This is a genomic window from Bacillus sp. JJ1533 (assembly GCF_036965045.1).
In the GTDB taxonomy this organism is placed as follows: domain Bacteria; phylum Bacillota; class Bacilli; order Bacillales; family Bacillaceae_L; genus Ferdinandcohnia.
This window is the reverse complement of record NZ_JBALOV010000069.1, coordinates 1-15,663: the sequence shown is the minus strand read 5'-3', so window position 1 is coordinate 15,663 and position 15,663 is coordinate 1. Positions and strand designations below refer to the sequence as shown.

15 protein-coding genes, 1 tRNA gene, 1 other RNA gene and 1 other annotated feature are annotated in these 15,663 nt (G+C 38.5%); of the genes, 4 read left to right on the top strand and 13 right to left on the bottom strand.

What is annotated here, in order from left to right; all coding sequences use genetic code 11:
* Window positions 1-265: 265 nt before the first annotated feature.
* From V7138_RS25105 to tadA, 7 genes are all read right to left on the bottom strand, one after another.
* On the bottom strand, window positions 266-532 hold the full coding sequence (locus V7138_RS25105) for a pro-sigmaK processing inhibitor BofA family protein (RefSeq protein WP_335402726.1): 267 nt from the start codon (window positions 530-532) through the stop codon (window positions 266-268).
* A 184-nt stretch (window positions 533-716) separates the two neighbouring features.
* Window positions 717-929, bottom strand: coding sequence for a YaaL family protein (locus V7138_RS25100; RefSeq protein ID WP_335402724.1), 213 nt, complete (start codon window positions 927-929; stop codon window positions 717-719).
* A 10-nt stretch (window positions 930-939) separates the two neighbouring features.
* Window positions 940-1,536, bottom strand: a complete 597-nt coding sequence (gene recR, locus V7138_RS25095; protein ID WP_335402723.1) for a recombination mediator RecR — start codon at window positions 1,534-1,536, stop codon at window positions 940-942.
* A 27-nt stretch (window positions 1,537-1,563) separates the two neighbouring features.
* Window positions 1,564-1,884 carry a YbaB/EbfC family nucleoid-associated protein gene (locus V7138_RS25090; RefSeq protein WP_309536581.1) on the bottom strand — a complete coding sequence of 107 codons (321 nt, stop codon included), beginning with the start codon at window positions 1,882-1,884 and terminating at the stop codon, window positions 1,564-1,566.
* Between the two features lie 32 nt (window positions 1,885-1,916).
* The gene (gene dnaX / locus V7138_RS25085) at window positions 1,917-3,605 is read right to left on the bottom strand and encodes a DNA polymerase III subunit gamma/tau (protein WP_335402721.1); all 1,689 of its coding nucleotides are present in this window, start codon (window positions 3,603-3,605) and stop codon (window positions 1,917-1,919) included.
* A gap of 141 nt (window positions 3,606-3,746) precedes the next feature.
* Window positions 3,747-4,011: signal recognition particle sRNA large type (gene ffs / locus V7138_RS25080), an RNA gene on the bottom strand.
* Window positions 4,012-4,106: 95 nt separating this feature from the next.
* A complete protein-coding gene (gene tadA, locus V7138_RS25075) occupies window positions 4,107-4,586 on the bottom strand; it encodes a tRNA adenosine(34) deaminase TadA (protein WP_335402719.1) in 480 nt (159 codons plus the stop codon).
* A gap of 107 nt (window positions 4,587-4,693) precedes the next feature.
* Here tadA and V7138_RS25070 point away from each other — a divergent pair, with 107 nt between their 5' ends.
* From V7138_RS25070 to V7138_RS25060, 3 genes are all read left to right on the top strand, one after another.
* Window positions 4,694-5,980: a glycoside hydrolase family 18 protein gene (locus tag V7138_RS25070; protein WP_335402717.1), complete on the top strand. Its 1,287-nt coding sequence runs from the start codon at window positions 4,694-4,696 to the stop codon at window positions 5,978-5,980.
* A gap of 228 nt (window positions 5,981-6,208) precedes the next feature.
* Window positions 6,209-6,865, top strand: a complete 657-nt coding sequence (locus tag V7138_RS25065; protein ID WP_335402715.1) for a deoxynucleoside kinase — start codon at window positions 6,209-6,211, stop codon at window positions 6,863-6,865.
* The gene (locus V7138_RS25060; RefSeq protein WP_335402713.1) at window positions 6,852-7,520 is read left to right on the top strand and encodes a deoxynucleoside kinase; all 669 of its coding nucleotides are present in this window, start codon (window positions 6,852-6,854) and stop codon (window positions 7,518-7,520) included. The genes V7138_RS25065 and V7138_RS25060 overlap by 14 nt, the downstream gene beginning before the upstream one ends.
* A 133-nt stretch (window positions 7,521-7,653) precedes the next feature.
* Here V7138_RS25060 and V7138_RS25055 read toward each other — a convergent pair.
* The 6 genes from V7138_RS25055 to guaB form a co-directional block, all read right to left on the bottom strand.
* A tRNA-Ser gene (locus V7138_RS25055) sits at window positions 7,654-7,746 on the bottom strand.
* A gap of 104 nt (window positions 7,747-7,850) precedes the next feature.
* Window positions 7,851-9,134 (bottom strand): serine--tRNA ligase, encoded by a 1,284-nt coding sequence (serS, locus tag V7138_RS25050; RefSeq protein WP_335402712.1) that lies wholly within the window; start codon window positions 9,132-9,134, stop codon window positions 7,851-7,853.
* Window positions 9,135-9,260: 126 nt separating this feature from the next.
* Window positions 9,261-9,480, bottom strand: a binding site (T-box leader).
* A 40-nt stretch (window positions 9,481-9,520) separates the two neighbouring features.
* Window positions 9,521-10,111 (bottom strand): pyridoxal 5'-phosphate synthase glutaminase subunit PdxT, encoded by a 591-nt coding sequence (gene pdxT / locus V7138_RS25045; protein ID WP_335402710.1) that lies wholly within the window; start codon window positions 10,109-10,111, stop codon window positions 9,521-9,523.
* A gap of 18 nt (window positions 10,112-10,129) precedes the next feature.
* Window positions 10,130-11,014 carry a pyridoxal 5'-phosphate synthase lyase subunit PdxS gene (pdxS, locus tag V7138_RS25040; protein ID WP_335402708.1) on the bottom strand — a complete coding sequence of 295 codons (885 nt, stop codon included), beginning with the start codon at window positions 11,012-11,014 and terminating at the stop codon, window positions 10,130-10,132.
* Between the two features lie 212 nt (window positions 11,015-11,226).
* The gene (locus tag V7138_RS25035; protein WP_335402706.1) at window positions 11,227-12,576 is read right to left on the bottom strand and encodes a D-alanyl-D-alanine carboxypeptidase family protein; all 1,350 of its coding nucleotides are present in this window, start codon (window positions 12,574-12,576) and stop codon (window positions 11,227-11,229) included.
* Between the two features lie 137 nt (window positions 12,577-12,713).
* Window positions 12,714-14,180 (bottom strand): IMP dehydrogenase, encoded by a 1,467-nt coding sequence (gene guaB, locus V7138_RS25030; protein WP_335402704.1) that lies wholly within the window; start codon window positions 14,178-14,180, stop codon window positions 12,714-12,716.
* Window positions 14,181-14,341: 161 nt separating this feature from the next.
* Between guaB and V7138_RS25025 the strand changes: the two genes are divergently transcribed.
* Window positions 14,342-15,331, top strand: coding sequence for a YaaC family protein (locus V7138_RS25025; RefSeq protein ID WP_335402703.1), 990 nt, complete (start codon window positions 14,342-14,344; stop codon window positions 15,329-15,331).
* Window positions 15,332-15,663: the final 332 nt, after the last annotated feature.

Below are 15,663 nucleotides of genomic sequence, written 5' to 3'. Positions count from 1 at the left end.
AAACGTTGACGCTTGTATTGTGTTCAGTTTTCAAAGAACTTTTTGACTCGCCTCTCAGAAGCGACTTTATTAATATAACATCCTCACAAAAATAAGTCAACCATATTTTAAAATATTTCTTCTCATTCATAAGGTATTCCCTGTGAGGAGTATAAATATACACCTGATCAAACAGATTGTCAATAAATTATTTTAAAATAATTTATCCTTTAAAACATTCCCTATCTAAACGCACAAAAAAACAAATGAGTATCCATTTGTTTTTTTATCCTACTATAAACAAATCTATAATTACGAGTGCAGCTAAACCTGGAAGACCGAGTAGACCAGATACCGCAGATGTAACTAGATTAATTGGTACATGTAAATCAAATGATGCTCCAAAAGCATTTAGAAAAAATAAAAACAAAGCGCCGATTAGGATTTTAACAAATACTTGTCCTACTATGCGAATAGGCTTAAGAGGAGCTCCCATTAAAAGCACAAGCACTATCAATCCCCCGAGTATGGCTATTACAATCTTTGCTTCCAATCAAACCTCACTCCTTCATACAACTTGTACTATTATTCTATGTGAATGAATGGTTTTAAGAACCTCTTGTCCTATTTTTATTTAGTAAGCCTGATAAACAAAGAAAAATCCTACCATTCTCCTGGTAGGATTTATTTTATCCCGCATTAATTGGCAAGAAAACCACAGTAAATGAAGGTTCACTTTATAAAAATATCTTTCGTCTTTTTGCTTCTCGTAATAAAAAGAAGTATTTTGTTTCTGCTACTTTTAATTCATTTAAGATATCATCAGAAGGTTCAACACTTTTTTCAATGAGGCTTTTTTGTCTCATCCATTCCTTCTTTGCGATTTCTAATTGGCTAAAGAGCTGTTGGTTAAATTCTTTTCGAAGCTTTCCCTTCTTTTTTAAAAGCATAAAAGACCCCCTATAGTTCCCGACGTCCTTCAAGCGCCTTTGAGAGTGTTACTTCATCAGCGTATTCTAGATCTCCACCAACAGGCAATCCATGAGCAATTCTCGTGACTTTAATTCCTGATGGTTTTAGCAAACGGGAAATATACATAGCTGTAGCTTCCCCTTCAATATTCGGATTAGTCGCTAATATGATTTCTTGTACGGTATCATCCTGAAGCCTTTTGAGTAATTCAGGGATTTTGATATCCTCTGGACCAATACCATCCATTGGAGAAATGGCTCCATGTAATACATGATATAAACCATTGTATTCCTTCATTTTTTCCATTGCGATGACATCTTTTGGATCTTGAAGGACACAGATAATTGTTTTATCACGACGTTCATCTTCGCAGATATAACATGGGTCTCTATCTGTTATATGCCCACAATTGGAGCAATATGTGAGGTTACGCTTTGCATCGACAAGAGCCTTTGCAAAATCAAGTACGACATCCTCTTTCATATTTAATACAAAAAAAGCCAGACGCACGGCTGTTTTTGGGCCGATACCTGGCAATTTCATAAAGCTATCAATTAGCTTAGATATTGGTTCAGGATAATGCATATCTATCTAAGTCCTTTCAACCGGCAATTAGAACGGTAGGTTCATTCCCTTTGTGAATTGCCCCATTGTTTCATTTGTGAGGTCTTCGATTTTCTTTAGGGCATCATTTGTTGCAGCTAAAACAAGGTCTTGAAGCATTTCAATATCTTCTGGATCTACCACTTCTTCTTTAATGATCACATCAATAATTTCTTTTTGGCCGTTAGCTTTTACAGTGACCATGCCACCACCAGCGGTACCTTCAACTACCTTTTCAGCAAGCTCTTCCTGTGCCTTTTGCATATCCTTTTGCATTTTTTGCATTTGCTTCATCATTTTTTGCATATTTCCCATTCCGCCACCACGCATCATGTGTAATTCCTCCTTAATAAACTCTTTTATTATTCCTTTATTTCAATGAGCTCTGCACCTACGATTTTCATTGCTTCTGCAATGAGTGGATCTTCTGTATCCTCTGGTCTTTCGTCATCATCGGTTCGTTGCCCACGGATAAACTCTTCTCTAATTTTACCCCATTCATCATCTGGTACACCAATCATTTCGAATCGATGTCCTGTTAATGTCGCAAGAATACTTTCAAGGTTTTCTTTTACTTCTGAGTTTTCTGATGCCATTTTACAATGGATCTCATATTTAAATTTTAACACAAACGCATTAGTAGAAGCTGCAACTGGTTCACTTTCAATTAAAAGGGCTGCATGAGAGACTTTGTTCTGGCTACGCAGCTGGTCCAGCATATCTCCCCATTTTCCTTTTAATAAATCAAGATTTTGCCTTGTTGCAGTCTTTAATACTTCATTAATCCTTCCAACTGGTGTCCTGTAGCCGTTTCTAGATGACTTTTGTGGACGTTTTTCAGCAGGCTTTGCATCCTGTGGATGGCCTGTAATCCCTTTTTCCTTAATGGATGCAAGTTCAGATTCTAACATATTTATTTTATTCATTAAGCCTTCAATTTGTGGCAGTGATTGTAGTGATTGCTGTTGTTCCATTTGAGTAAGCCTTACAATCGCTACCTCTAGAAAAATGCGCGGATGATTCGTCCACTTCATCTCTCCTTGAGCTTGATTTAAAATATCAATGGTATCGTAGATTTCATGACTCTGGATACTTTTTGCAAGTTCTGTAAAGTCTTCATCGACTAAAACCCGCTCCAGTACTTCTTCTAACTGAGGGGCTGTTTGATACAAAAGCATATCCCGATAGTAGAAAATAAGATCTTCGATAAAGCGCATTGGGTCTTTCCCAAGGTCCATCATTTCATCTAGCGTCTTTAAGGCCGTTTGGACATCACGGTCGCGAATGGCCCTGACCACATTTGTTAAAAGGGACTGGGATACAGCACCTGTAATTGTAAGAACATCCTCAAGCTTCACCTCTTCGTCACTGAACGAAATCACTTGGTCTAGTAAGCTCAAGGCATCACGCATTCCACCTTCAGCTGCTCTAGCAATGACATAAAGAGCCTGGTCATCAACTTTCACATCTTGTTCGGCTATGATTGTTTTCATTCGTCCCACGATTGCTTGAGCGGTAATACGACGAAAGTCAAAGCGTTGACATCTTGAAATAATTGTTAATGGGATTTTATGTGGTTCTGTTGTTGCCAGAATAAAAATGACATGTCTTGGAGGTTCCTCCAATGTTTTTAATAAGGCATTAAACGCCCCGATTGACAGCATATGTACTTCATCAATGATATATACTTTATAACGTACTGCACTTGGAGCATATTTCACCTTATCACGAATGTCTCTGATTTCATCAACACCGTTGTTTGATGCAGCATCGATTTCAATGACATCAGCGATTGAGCCATCTGTAATTCCTCGACATGCCGCACACTCATTACAAGGCTCAGCTACGGGAGAATGCTCACAGTTTACTGCTTTGGCAAAAATCTTCGCAGCACTTGTTTTTCCCGTTCCCCTTGGTCCCGAGAATAGATAGGCATGTGAAAATTTTTCTTGAAGAAGGGCATTCTTTAATGTTTTGGTTATATGTTCTTGTCCGACTACATCATGAAAGGTTTGTGGTCGAAAGACACGGTATAATGCTTGATATGCCATTGGTATTGCCCCTCCTTCTTATCGTCCATTTCTTATTATACAGGAAGTGAATATTCTGCACAAAGTGTTTATGACTTTTGCAATAAATAAGTAATAAAAAAACCCACCCGAATGAGTGAGTTGTTTTATGTAGTATAACTGCCGTGCACCTTCCGTCGAATAGTTACTCCAGGCGTTACTCAAGCAGTTAGCTCGGTCTAGGCAACCCTACGGCACATGGGATAGTCCGCTTACTGCTGCTTCCTTCCGGACCTGACAGGGTTCACGGGTTCCCATTGCGTAGGACCCAGACGTCAACACCACTTACTTGAGGCAGACCCCACAATAACTACCCTCTATGAAGGGATTCGGCCTCGCTAGAGCGGATTGCGAGTACAGGGCACCGCTACCTCCCCGCTTAGCACGGCAAAATTGATACCAAATTGTTAGGTGTCTTTGTGACACATTCTTAGTATAAAGGCTTAGCCGAAAAAAATCAATCACTACAAACTGTAAGTTTTTTCAAGTAGTGCCAGTTGCGTTTTTCTTTTTCTTTCTGATCTCTTTAAAAAAGGAGCTTAACAATTGGCCGCACTCCTCTTCACAGACGCCTGAAACTACTTCAGCCTGATGGTTAAATCTTTGTTCCTGTAAAAGATTCATTAAAGTTCCTGCGCATCCGCCTTTTGGATCACGTGCGCCATAGACGACCCTCTTAACCCTAGATAAGACAATCGCACCCGAACACATCGCGCACGGCTCAAGTGTAACATAAAGTGTTGCATTTTCTAATCTCCAAAAGCCAGTTCGTTTACATGCTTCATCAATCGCAAGTATTTCTGCATGGGCAATGGACCGTTGCTCTGTTTCACGAAGATTATGGGCTGTGGCAATCACTTCGTCATTTATAACTAAAACAGCACCAATAGGTACTTCATCGATAGCTGCTGCCTTTTTTGCTTCTTCAATAGCCAATTTCATATAATATTCGTCAGACTTCATACTATTAATTACTCCTTATTTGGCACTTTAACCAAGCATCATCTTCCCTTTTCTCTCATAGAGTAATAAAGGTGTGTTACCTAGATTGTAGAACGAGGAGGTCAAACATGCAAATTCATGTTGTACAGCAGGGTCAGTCCATATCAGGAATTGCCCAGGCATATGGAACAACTGCAGATGAAATTGTTCGCGCCAATCAAATTCCTGATCCAAATACTCTCGTTGTTGGTCAGGCCATGGTCATTCCTATAGTTGGTCAATTTTATTGGGTGCAGCCCGGTGATAGTCTTTGGTCCATTGCAAATAAGTTCGGGATGAATTATCAGCAATTAGCACAAATTAATCAAATTCCACCTAATCGACCATTACAGGTTGGGCTTAGAATCTATATTCCTGAACGCCCAAAACGAAATGCTGAAATCAATGCCTATGTGGAGCCGTTAGGATCTTCCGTAAGTCCCGCACTTGAAAGAAGTACTCGACAAGCAGCTCCATACTTAACCTACTTAGCCCCTTTTAATTTTCAAATACAACGAGACGGTACTTTAAAGGAACCACCGCTAAACAATTTACCAAGCATCGCACAAGGACAAAATGTGACATTAATGATGGTCGTCGCAAACTTAGAAAATGGTCAATTTAGTGATGAATTAGGTAGACTTGTCCTAAATAATCAAGACATCCAAAATAAACTCTTAAATACAATAGTAGAAACAGCAAAGAAATATGGTTTCCGAGATATTCATTTTGATATGGAATTTTTACGCCCTGAAGACCGTGAAGCGTATAACAACTTTTTACGAAAAGCAAAGCAGCGCTTTGGTCAAGAAGGCTGGCTTCTTTCAACAGCACTTGCTCCTAAAACAAGCGCCGAACAAAAAGGGGATTGGTACGAAGCCCATGACTATAAAGCACATGGTGAAATTGTAGATTTTGTTGTAATCATGACGTATGAGTGGGGATATAGCGGCGGCCCTCCAATGGCGGTATCACCAATTGGCCCGGTCAGAGATGTCATAGAATATGCCCTTACTGAAATGCCTGCATCAAAAATTATGATGGGACAAAACCTTTATGGCTATGATTGGACATTGCCATTTGTTCAAGGGGGCGAATACGCGAAGGCAGTCAGCCCGCAGCGAGCGATTGAAATTGCAAAACAAAATAATGTACCCATTCAATATGATACAAAAGCTCAGGCACCTCACTTTGACTATACCGATTCAGCTGGAAAGCAGCATAAGGTATGGTTTGAGGATGCTAGAAGTATTCAAGCGAAATTTGATTTGATTAAGGAATTGAATTTGCGTGGGATTAGCTACTGGAAACTCGGACTTCCATTTCCGCAAAACTGGCTCTTGATCACAAACAATTTCAATGTTGTAAAAAGATAGTGCCCTTTTAAGGAACTCGTTTATACGGGTTCCTTTTTTATTAATCCGTCATTAGGGGATCAAAAACTAAGAACATAACGTCCTATGCTAGGGTCTTTTAACCCACATCCTATAGTCCTCAAATTTTCCCAATTTGTTTTTTCGACAATACATAACAATCATCAACCTACCTATGATAAAATAATGCTTATCTGTTTATTTTATGGATTATACAAAGGGGGACACGAGATGGGTAGTAGGATTCCTTTTATTACAGTAGAGGGTCCAATCGGAGTTGGAAAAACCTCTCTCGCTAAGGCGATTTCTGAACGCTTCGAATTTGCCTTACTGAAAGAGATTGTCGATGAAAATCCATTCTTAGGAAAATTTTATAGCAATATCGAGGAGTGGAGCTTTCAAACGGAAATGTTTTTCCTCTGTAACCGATACAAACAACTTGAAGACATTCATCAATTTTACCTTCAAAAAGATCAACCGGTTGTTGCGGATTATCATATATTCAAAAACCTTATTTTCGCTGAGCGTACCTTAAAAACACATCAGTTCCAAAAATATCTTCAAATTTATAACATTTTAACAGCGGATATGCCTGTTCCGAATGTCGTTATCTATTTACATGCAAGTCTTGATACTTTATTAGAACGGATCCAAATACGTGGTCGGGACATTGAAAAGAATATTGACCCAGCTTACTTAAGTCAATTAAGCCGTGATTATGAGCTATTCATGACACAGTTTGAAAAATCCCACCCAGAAATTCCTGTTATTCGGTTTGATGGGGACCAGGTTGATTTTGTTCAAAATAAAAAAGACCTTGATCAAATACTTACAAAAATAGAAGACATTATTCTTGAAAAAGGGGTTAGACATAATGAATTTGCGTAATAAATATGATATTCCGAGTAATGCAGTGATTACTGTTGCCGGAACAGTCGGAGTTGGTAAATCGACAATGACAAAAGCACTTGCTGATGCACTTGGATTTAGAACCTCCTTTGAAAAAGTGGATACAAATCCATATTTAGATCGGTTTTATGCAGACTTTGAAAGATGGAGCTTCCACCTTCAAATTTATTTCCTTGCCGAGCGTTTTAAAGAGCAGAAGAAAATCTTTGAATACGGCGGTGGATTTATTCAAGACCGTTCCATCTACGAGGATACAGGTATTTTTGCGAGAATGCATTACGAGAAAGGAACAATGGCACCGGTCGACTATGAGACGTACACTAACCTTTTTGATGCAATGGTCATGACACCTTACTTCCCTCATCCGAATTTATTAATTTATCTAGAAGGAAGTCTTGATGATATTATTAGTCGAATTCATGAACGTGGAAGACCAATGGAACAGCAAACACCAATTTCTTATTGGGAAGAAATGCACGGTCGATATGAAAAATGGATCAATAACTTTAATGCTTGCCCCGTACTCCGATTAAATATTAATGAGTACGATATTATGAAAGATGAAAGTTCAATTGAACTGATTATCGAAAAAATCTCGAATTTCATTCGACAAACTGAGCTTTTAAAAAGCTAACAAAAACCCCTTTTGAGCAAATCAAAAGGGGTTCTTTTATGACTATATTATTTCTTAAAAACAAAAAACTCGTTACCATGATAGTAACGAGTTCATCTCCAATACTTTATGCGCTAGTATTATTTTAAATATATGGCGGAGGAAGAGGGATTCGAACCCCCGCGGGCTTTAACACCCCTGTCGGTTTTCAAGACCGATCCCTTCAGCCGGACTTGGGTATTCCTCCGTATCGACAAAAATTAATATACCATAGATTAAAAGTAGAAGTCAACATTCTTTTACAATTTTTTTATAGGCCAGGAAGATAGTAAATCCTGGCCTATTCTTTTGTTATTTCTTTGGACCAATTACTTCTTTATTTCCCATATAAGGGCGTAATACTTCAGGAATAACTACTGTACCGTCTTCCTGTTGGTAATTTTCAAGGATCGCAGCTACTGTTCGACCAATCGCTAGTCCAGAACCATTCAATGTATGAACATGCTCCGGCTTAGTATCTCTGTCTCGACGGAAGCGAATGTTTGCACGTCTAGCTTGGAATGCTTCAAAGTTACTGCAAGAAGAAATTTCACGGTATGTTTCATAGCTTGGAATCCAAACTTCAATGTCATATTTCTTTGCAGCAGTGAATCCTAAATCGGCACTACACATGCTTAAGACACGATAGGGAAGACCTAATAGTTGAAGTACTTTTTCAGCATTTGCTGTTAAGCTTTCTAGTTCTGCATAAGAATCTTCTGGCTTAACGAATTTCACCAATTCTACTTTATTAAATTGATGCTGGCGAATCAAGCCCCTTGTATCCCTACCAGCTGATCCCGCTTCAGAACGGAAACAAGCACTAAATGCCGCATATTTTATTGGCAGTTGTTCACCACTTATGATTTCATCACGGTGAAGGTTTGTAACCGGAACCTCGGCAGTTGGAATTAAGAAATAGTCTTCACTTTCGATAAGGAAAGCGTCCTCTTCAAACTTTGGAAGTTGACCCGTTCCAGTCATGCTGGCACGATTCACTAAATATGGAGGGATAACCTCCTCATATCCATGTTCCTCCACATGAAGGTCTAACATAAAGTTAAATAGTGCTCTTTCTAGTCTAGCTCCAAGCCCCTTATAAAATACAAAACGACTTCCGGTGACCTTCCCAGCACGCTCAAAATCTAAAATCTCAAGTTGATCAGCCACTTCCCAGTGTGGTTTTGGTTCAAACCCAAACTCAGGGAGTTCACCCCATTTGCGAATTTCAACGTTGTCATCCTCAGATTCACCAATAGGCACACTTTCATGTGGAATATTTGGAATAGATAACATGAGATGTTCTAATTGTTCTTCGACACCTCGTAATTCTGTATCCAGATCCTTAACTTTGTCTCCAACCTCACGCATTTCTAAAATAAGAGCATCAGCATCCTTTTTCTCTCTTTTTAGAACGGCAATTTGGCCAGATACTTCATTTCTTCGGCTTTTTAGCTCTTCAGTCTTCGCAATGAGATCACGGCGCGTCTTGTCCAACTCCTCAAAACGCCCAAGGTCTGTTAGATCCTCCCCACGATACTGAAGTCTTTCCTTCACCTCATCAAAATGGCTTCGTAAATATTTAATATCCAACATCTCAAAAACCTCCTAAAATCTATGTAGTTGTAGCACACTCAATGGATTCCACCCATGACTGTTGAAAAAGCAAGACATGCGATGCATAACAATTGTCATGAAATATAAAAAACTCCCGCCCCTAATAAAAGGGACGAGAGTTAACCCGCGTTACCACCCTAGTTGAGGATACACGTATCCCCCTCTTGAAAAAGATAACGGATTTACCGAAAATACCTACTTGCATGACGAAAAGGTTCAGTATTTCACTCAAGGATGGATTCACAAGCCTTTTTCATCGGTTCACACCAGCCACCGACTCTCTTTAGAAAAAAAACAAGCTACTACTTCCTATCATAGATTTAACATTTTATTATTTACATTAAGTTTTACCACGTTTCAAGTGTTTATACAAGGTTTTTCGATTTTGATTCCTCAACCATTTGTACAAAATATGCTGTAAAACGATGATCATTCGTTAATTCTGGATGAAAAGAACAGCCTAAAAATTGACCTTCCCGAGCTGCAACAATTCTACCATCATGCTTTGCAAGAACTTCAACGTCTTCTCCCGCTTCCACAATATGTGGCGCACGAATAAACACACCTACAAAATCCTCAGCGATTCCTGGAATCATTAGCTCTGCTTCGAAGCTCTCACGTTGACGGCCAAATGAATTTCGCTCAACCGTTACATCCATTAAACCAAGATGTGACTCTTTATAATCAACTAGCTTCTTTGCGAGGAGGATTAATCCTGCACATGTACCAAACATTGGTTTTCCTTGTTCCGCAAATGAACGAAGTGGTTCCATAAACTCATATTTATCAATTAAACGACGCATTGTTGTACTTTCTCCGCCAGGAATAATCAACCCGTCTACTTCTTCTAGCTGTTCTACCTTTTTAACGATGACTGCTTCTGCTCCAGAGGCTTCAACTGAACGTACATGCTCTCTAACAGCCCCCTGAAGTCCCAATACTCCTATTTTAACCACACTTGAACACCCTCTTACTTACCAGCCTCGTTCTTGCATGCGTTGGTCTGGTAATAATGATGAAATCTCAATACCCTTCATAGCATTTCCTAAGCCTTTTGATAGATGTGCAATTAATTCATAATCTTGGTAATGTGTTGTTGCTTCAACAATTGCACGAGCAAACTTTGCAGGATTATCTGATTTGAAAATACCTGATCCAACAAACACACCGTCAGCACCAAGTTGCATCATTAATGCAGCATCTGCTGGAGTTGCAACTCCACCTGCTGCAAAGTTAACAACTGGTAAGCGACCTTCTTGTTTAATCTGAAGCAATAACTCGTACGGTGCTCCTAAGTTTTTCGCTTCTGTCATTAACTCATCTTCACTCATACCAACTACTTTGCGAATTTGAGCATTTACCTTTCTCATATGGCGAACAGCCTCAACGATATTCCCTGTCCCTGGCTCACCTTTTGTACGAAGCATAGATGCACCTTCAGCAATACGGCGAGTTGCTTCACCTAGATCACGGCATCCACATACAAACGGAACCGTAAAATCACGTTTATTTAAATGGAACTCCTCATCTGCTGGAGTTAGTACTTCACTCTCATCAATATAATCAACACCCATAGCCTCAAGCACTCTTGCTTCTACGATATGACCAATACGAGCTTTTGCCATAACAGGAATAGTAACAGCATTCATTACTTGCTCAACTATAGTTGGGTCTGCCATTCTAGCAACTCCACCTGCTGCACGGATATCAGCCGGTACACGCTCTAATGCCATTACTGCAACAGCACCCGCTTCCTCTGCTATTCTGGCTTGCTCTGCATTAACAACGTCCATAATAACGCCGCCTTTTTGCATTTCAGCCATTCCTCGTTTTACTCGATCTGTACCTGTATTTGCCACTACAATTCCCCCTATAAGAAGTTAAATTAGCTTATTTATAGGCTTTATCATATCATATTTTGATAGATAAGAACGGCCTATTAAAAAAATCTTAAGATTATTCTAACGCAATTTTTCTATATTTCCTAGTAATTATACCAAAATAGTACATGTTGGAAAATATTGAAAAAAACCTCCCTCTATAAATAGAAGGAGGACGTTATCGGATAAGTTTAAAACCAGCCTTTAACGGTATTTGCCACACTTGACCAAATATCACCAAAGAATCCACCAATTCCTCTCATCATGAGAACAAACCAGTTTGTCTTTTCTACACCAGAATCTGTTACAAGTGCAACCTGTAATTTATCCTTACCGCCTGGTGTAATATATCCTAAATCATCACCATCATAGGAAATGGCCATATGACCAACCGTTGTTCCCTTTTTAAATGGTGCTGTTAGCTCTTCGTCTTTCGACACTACTTTTTCATCAAACACATATTTCGCTTTAAACGCGGACTTATCTACACCCTTTGGTACGATAATTCTGACAGGTGCATTAGTTGAAATTTCAACTTCTTTTTCTTTTCCTTTAACAACTTCTAATTCTTTTTTACCCTTTAATTGATAGCCTTCAGGATAAACTTCAATTTGCTCAAAATTATTAAAACCGTAATCTAAGAGCTTACTAGTTTCTCTAAAACGTTCCGGTTCACTTGTTGCACCCATCACAACAGAAATTAATCTTTTCCCATTTCGTTCAGCTGTACCTGTAAAACAATAACCAGCAGCAGGTGTTGTTCCTGTTTTTAATCCATCCATTCCCTCATAATAGAATTGAGCAAGGTATGGAGAAACACTTGGATCATGCTTTAACATCCAGTTCCAGTTATCAAGTTTTTCACCGTAAAAATCAAGTTGTGGAATACTTGAAATTTCAAGTACATTCGGATGATCTTTAATTAATGAATAGGCTAGCAATGCTACTGATTTTGCAGAAAGCATATTATCTCCATCTGGACTTGTCCCTTCAGGATAATTGTCACCTAACATTGAATTTGATAGTCCTGTACTATTAACAAACTCATAATCAGGAAGACCTAATTCTTCTGCCTTTTTATTCATTAGCTTTACAAATTCACCTTCAGAGCCAGCTAGTAATTCTGCTAAGGTAATTGTTGTTGCATTATCGGAATAAATCGCCATTGCCTTATAGAGCTCTTCAACCGTATAGTCGTGATTTAATCGTAAGCCAACACCTGAAAAATTATTATTTGCAGAAATATCATACGCATATTGACTAATTTGAGTCGTTTGATCCCATGAAAGTCTACCTTCTGAAATAGCCTCCAATACTAAGTATTCGGTCATCATTTTAACCATACTTGCAATTGGAGCTGCTTGATCGGCATTCTTTTCATATAATATCTTTCCTGTATCTGCATCAATTAAAATTGCATTTTTTACATTTATATCAAGAGCAGGAGCCGCCTTCGCTTGTGGTACTTGCCCCACTATAATCGACAGCAAAAAGACTGCTAAAATGCTTATAATCAATCTTTTTTGTGTTTGTTTTTTCACGTTTTAAACCTCCACTTTCGTATTACGCACAAAAATCATTTTAACATATCATCTTCAAAAAAAATAGACAGAGTAATCATACTCTATCTACCACAATATAGAAATCCTACAAATGGATGATTTTGTCGAATTTTAGCTTATAATGTTGAATAGTTTGGTGCTTCTTTTGTAATTTGGACATCATGTGGATGACTCTCACGTAATCCAGCACCCGTCATTTTAATAAATTGAGCATTTTCTCTTAGCTCTTCTAGGTTCTTTGTACCACAATATCCCATACCTGAACGAATACCACCGATTAATTGATAAATCGTATCTGTAAGTGGACCCTTGTATGGAAGGCGTCCTTCAATACCTTCAGGAACAAATTTCTTCGCATCCTCTTGAAAGTACCGATCCTTACTTCCTTTTTCCATGGCGGCAACAGAACCCATACCGCGATACACTTTAAAGCGACGTCCTTGGAAGATCTCTGTTTCGCCTGGGCTTTCAGATACACCTGCTAGTAGGCTACCAAGCATGACTACGTGTCCTCCTGCAGCTAATGCTTTTACGATGTCGCCTGAGAATTTAATACCACCATCCGCAATAATCGAAACACCATGTTTTCTTGCCTCTGTTGCACAATCATAAATAGCTGTGATCTGTGGAACACCTACACCTGCAACAACACGAGTTGTACAAATTGAACCTGGTCCGATACCAACCTTTACAACACTGGCTCCAGCTTCAATGAGAGCTCGAGTAGCTTCGGCAGTTGCCACATTACCAGCAATAATATTTAAGTTTGGATAGGCTTCTCGAATTTTCTTTACTGTTTCAAGAACACCTGCTGAGTGACCATGTGCCGTATCAACAACAATTGCATCAACTCCAGCTTCTACAAGCTTAGCAACGCGAGGCGCCGTATCTTTTGATACACCAACAGCTGCTCCGACTAATAAACGTCCCTGTGCATCCTTTGCAGAATTCGGAAACTCGATGACTTTTTCAATATCCTTAATGGTGATAAGTCCTTTTAATACACCACTCTCGTCAACAAGTGGAAGTTTTTCAATTTTATACTTCTGCAGAAGCTTTTCTGCCTGTTCTAAAGTCGTACCAACAGGGGCAGTCACAAGATTTTCCTTTGTCATGACATCGGAAATCTGAATGGAATAATCTTGAATAAAACGAAGGTCACGGTTGGTAATAATACCTACCAAGATTTGTTCTTGTGGATTATTTACAATTGGGACACCGGAGATACGATATTTCCCCATTAAATGCTCTGCATCAAATACTTGATGACTCGGTGTAAGGTAAAATGGATCAGTGATTACGCCACTTTCAGAACGCTTTACTTTATCTACCTGTTCAGCTTGTTGCTCAATAGACATATTCTTATGAATAACACCTAATCCACCTTGGCGTGCCATTGCAATTGCCATTTCGTGCTCTGTAACAGTATCCATACCTGCACTAATAATCGGGATATTTAACTTAAGAGTTTCTGTTAACTTTACCCCAAGATTTACATCCTTAGGCAGCACTTCTGACTTAGCTGGTAATAATAAAACATCATCAAATGTTAAACCTTCTTTAGCAAACTTAGTTTCCCACATGTAATAAATCCCCCTTCGATTGAAAAATATTATTAGTAGATTATCAACTGGGTAAACTACTGTCAAGAAAGGAATGATAAGTTTAATTATTCAGAGTTTTTTATTATCCTTTTAAACCTAAGTCCTGCACTTTTTTTTGCTGATTATTGGAGGTTTCGAATTTGTTTGATTATCGTTTTATTTGGCAATCATTTAATGCACTACATGCAGCCAATACAACACAGCACTTACTTCAAAAATGCTATAAAAAAGCAGCTGTCCCCGATGCTGATAAAAAAAGTTATGAAAACAGCTATCCCTTTATTTATTATTTGGAGCATGGCCAAAATTACTATCAACTTTCTCAAAATGCTCCATTGTCCATTAAACCTGTTCTTCTTTTTTACGGAATGGTTCAATTGTTAAAGGCTTGCCTTCTTACCGTTGATCCCCAATATCCGGAATCAACCTCTGTGCTGGCCCACGGGGTCTCAACAAGAAAACGAAAAAAACAAAGCTATGAGTTTTTTCATGATGAAGTCAAGGTACAGAAAAACGGATTATTTTCACATTTTTCTGAACGTATGTTCCATGTGAAACAAATGGAAGGCGAAAAGTTCACAATGGAACGGCTATTCAAAAGAATCCCTGAATTACAAAACCTATTTAGTTTACATTTTCAACAAAAATTGTATTTAAAAACACCTGTTACCGATGATAATACATTGACCATTCCGGTAGAAGCACTAGATAGCTATCATATGACTTCCCGGAGATTCTTGGATTTCATGGTACAAACCTTGCGTTTTGCGTCTCCTCCTAATGGAGAAGTAAAAGCAACAGACCGTGAGCCCATCTCTTTAAAGGTAAATACATCAAACCTGTTGTTACCACTGGCAAGTTCTCCACTTTTGTATCATTTATACGAAAATACTTATTATCTACCAAAGGAGCGTGAACTATTAACGTTTTTTCCAGAAATCATGTCGCATTATTTATTGCTGTACAATTTAAGCATGATATCGAGATATGAGACAGAGTGGTGGAGTGAGTTGCTTCATTCATACTCTAGCAATGACTATCCGTTTATTCGACAGTTCCTGGCGGTTTCAGCAGAAAAAGTTCCCTTTCTGCTATATCTTTTTTTAAAAGAGAAAATTGATGGTGTTTAGGGAGTTTGGGAGGAGTTTTATGATATTGCGGGCAGTAGACGGTATATCACTTCTTATTATTTGAGTTGGTGATATACCGTTTAGGATGTTTTCGAGATATCATTTATTGTTTGGCGGCTAGATGATATATCGTTTAGGCTGTTTGCGGGATATCATTTATCGTTTAGCAGCTGGGCGATATACTGTTTATTCAATTTACGATTTATCATGTATCATTTTGCAGGTTGGATAATTCAGATAAAGAATACTTCTATTACGCTTTTATCAACCAAAATAAAGAAGCCTATGATTTCTAAATTATCTTTTAAGCACAAAAAAAGACCAACCATATC

Coding starts and splice junctions, on each gene's coding strand:
- V7138_RS25100 (WP_335402724.1), bottom strand. CDS start 929: ATGCTTTTAAAAAAGAAGGGAAAGCTTCGAAAAGAATTTAACCAACAG.
- recR (WP_335402723.1), bottom strand. CDS start 1,536: ATGCATTATCCTGAACCAATATCTAAGCTAATTGATAGCTTTATGAAA.
- V7138_RS25090 (WP_309536581.1), bottom strand. CDS start 1,884: ATGCGTGGTGGCGGAATGGGAAATATGCAAAAAATGATGAAGCAAATG.
- dnaX (WP_335402721.1), bottom strand. CDS start 3,605: ATGGCATATCAAGCATTATACCGTGTCTTTCGACCACAAACCTTTCAT.
- tadA (WP_335402719.1), bottom strand. CDS start 4,586: ATGAAGTCTGACGAATATTATATGAAATTGGCTATTGAAGAAGCAAAA.
- V7138_RS25070 (WP_335402717.1), top strand. CDS start 4,694: ATGCAAATTCATGTTGTACAGCAGGGTCAGTCCATATCAGGAATTGCC.
- V7138_RS25065 (WP_335402715.1), top strand. CDS start 6,209: ATGGGTAGTAGGATTCCTTTTATTACAGTAGAGGGTCCAATCGGAGTT.
- V7138_RS25060 (WP_335402713.1), top strand. CDS start 6,852: ATGAATTTGCGTAATAAATATGATATTCCGAGTAATGCAGTGATTACT.
- serS (WP_335402712.1), bottom strand. CDS start 9,134: ATGTTGGATATTAAATATTTACGAAGCCATTTTGATGAGGTGAAGGAA.
- guaB (WP_335402704.1), bottom strand. CDS start 14,180: ATGTGGGAAACTAAGTTTGCTAAAGAAGGTTTAACATTTGATGATGTT.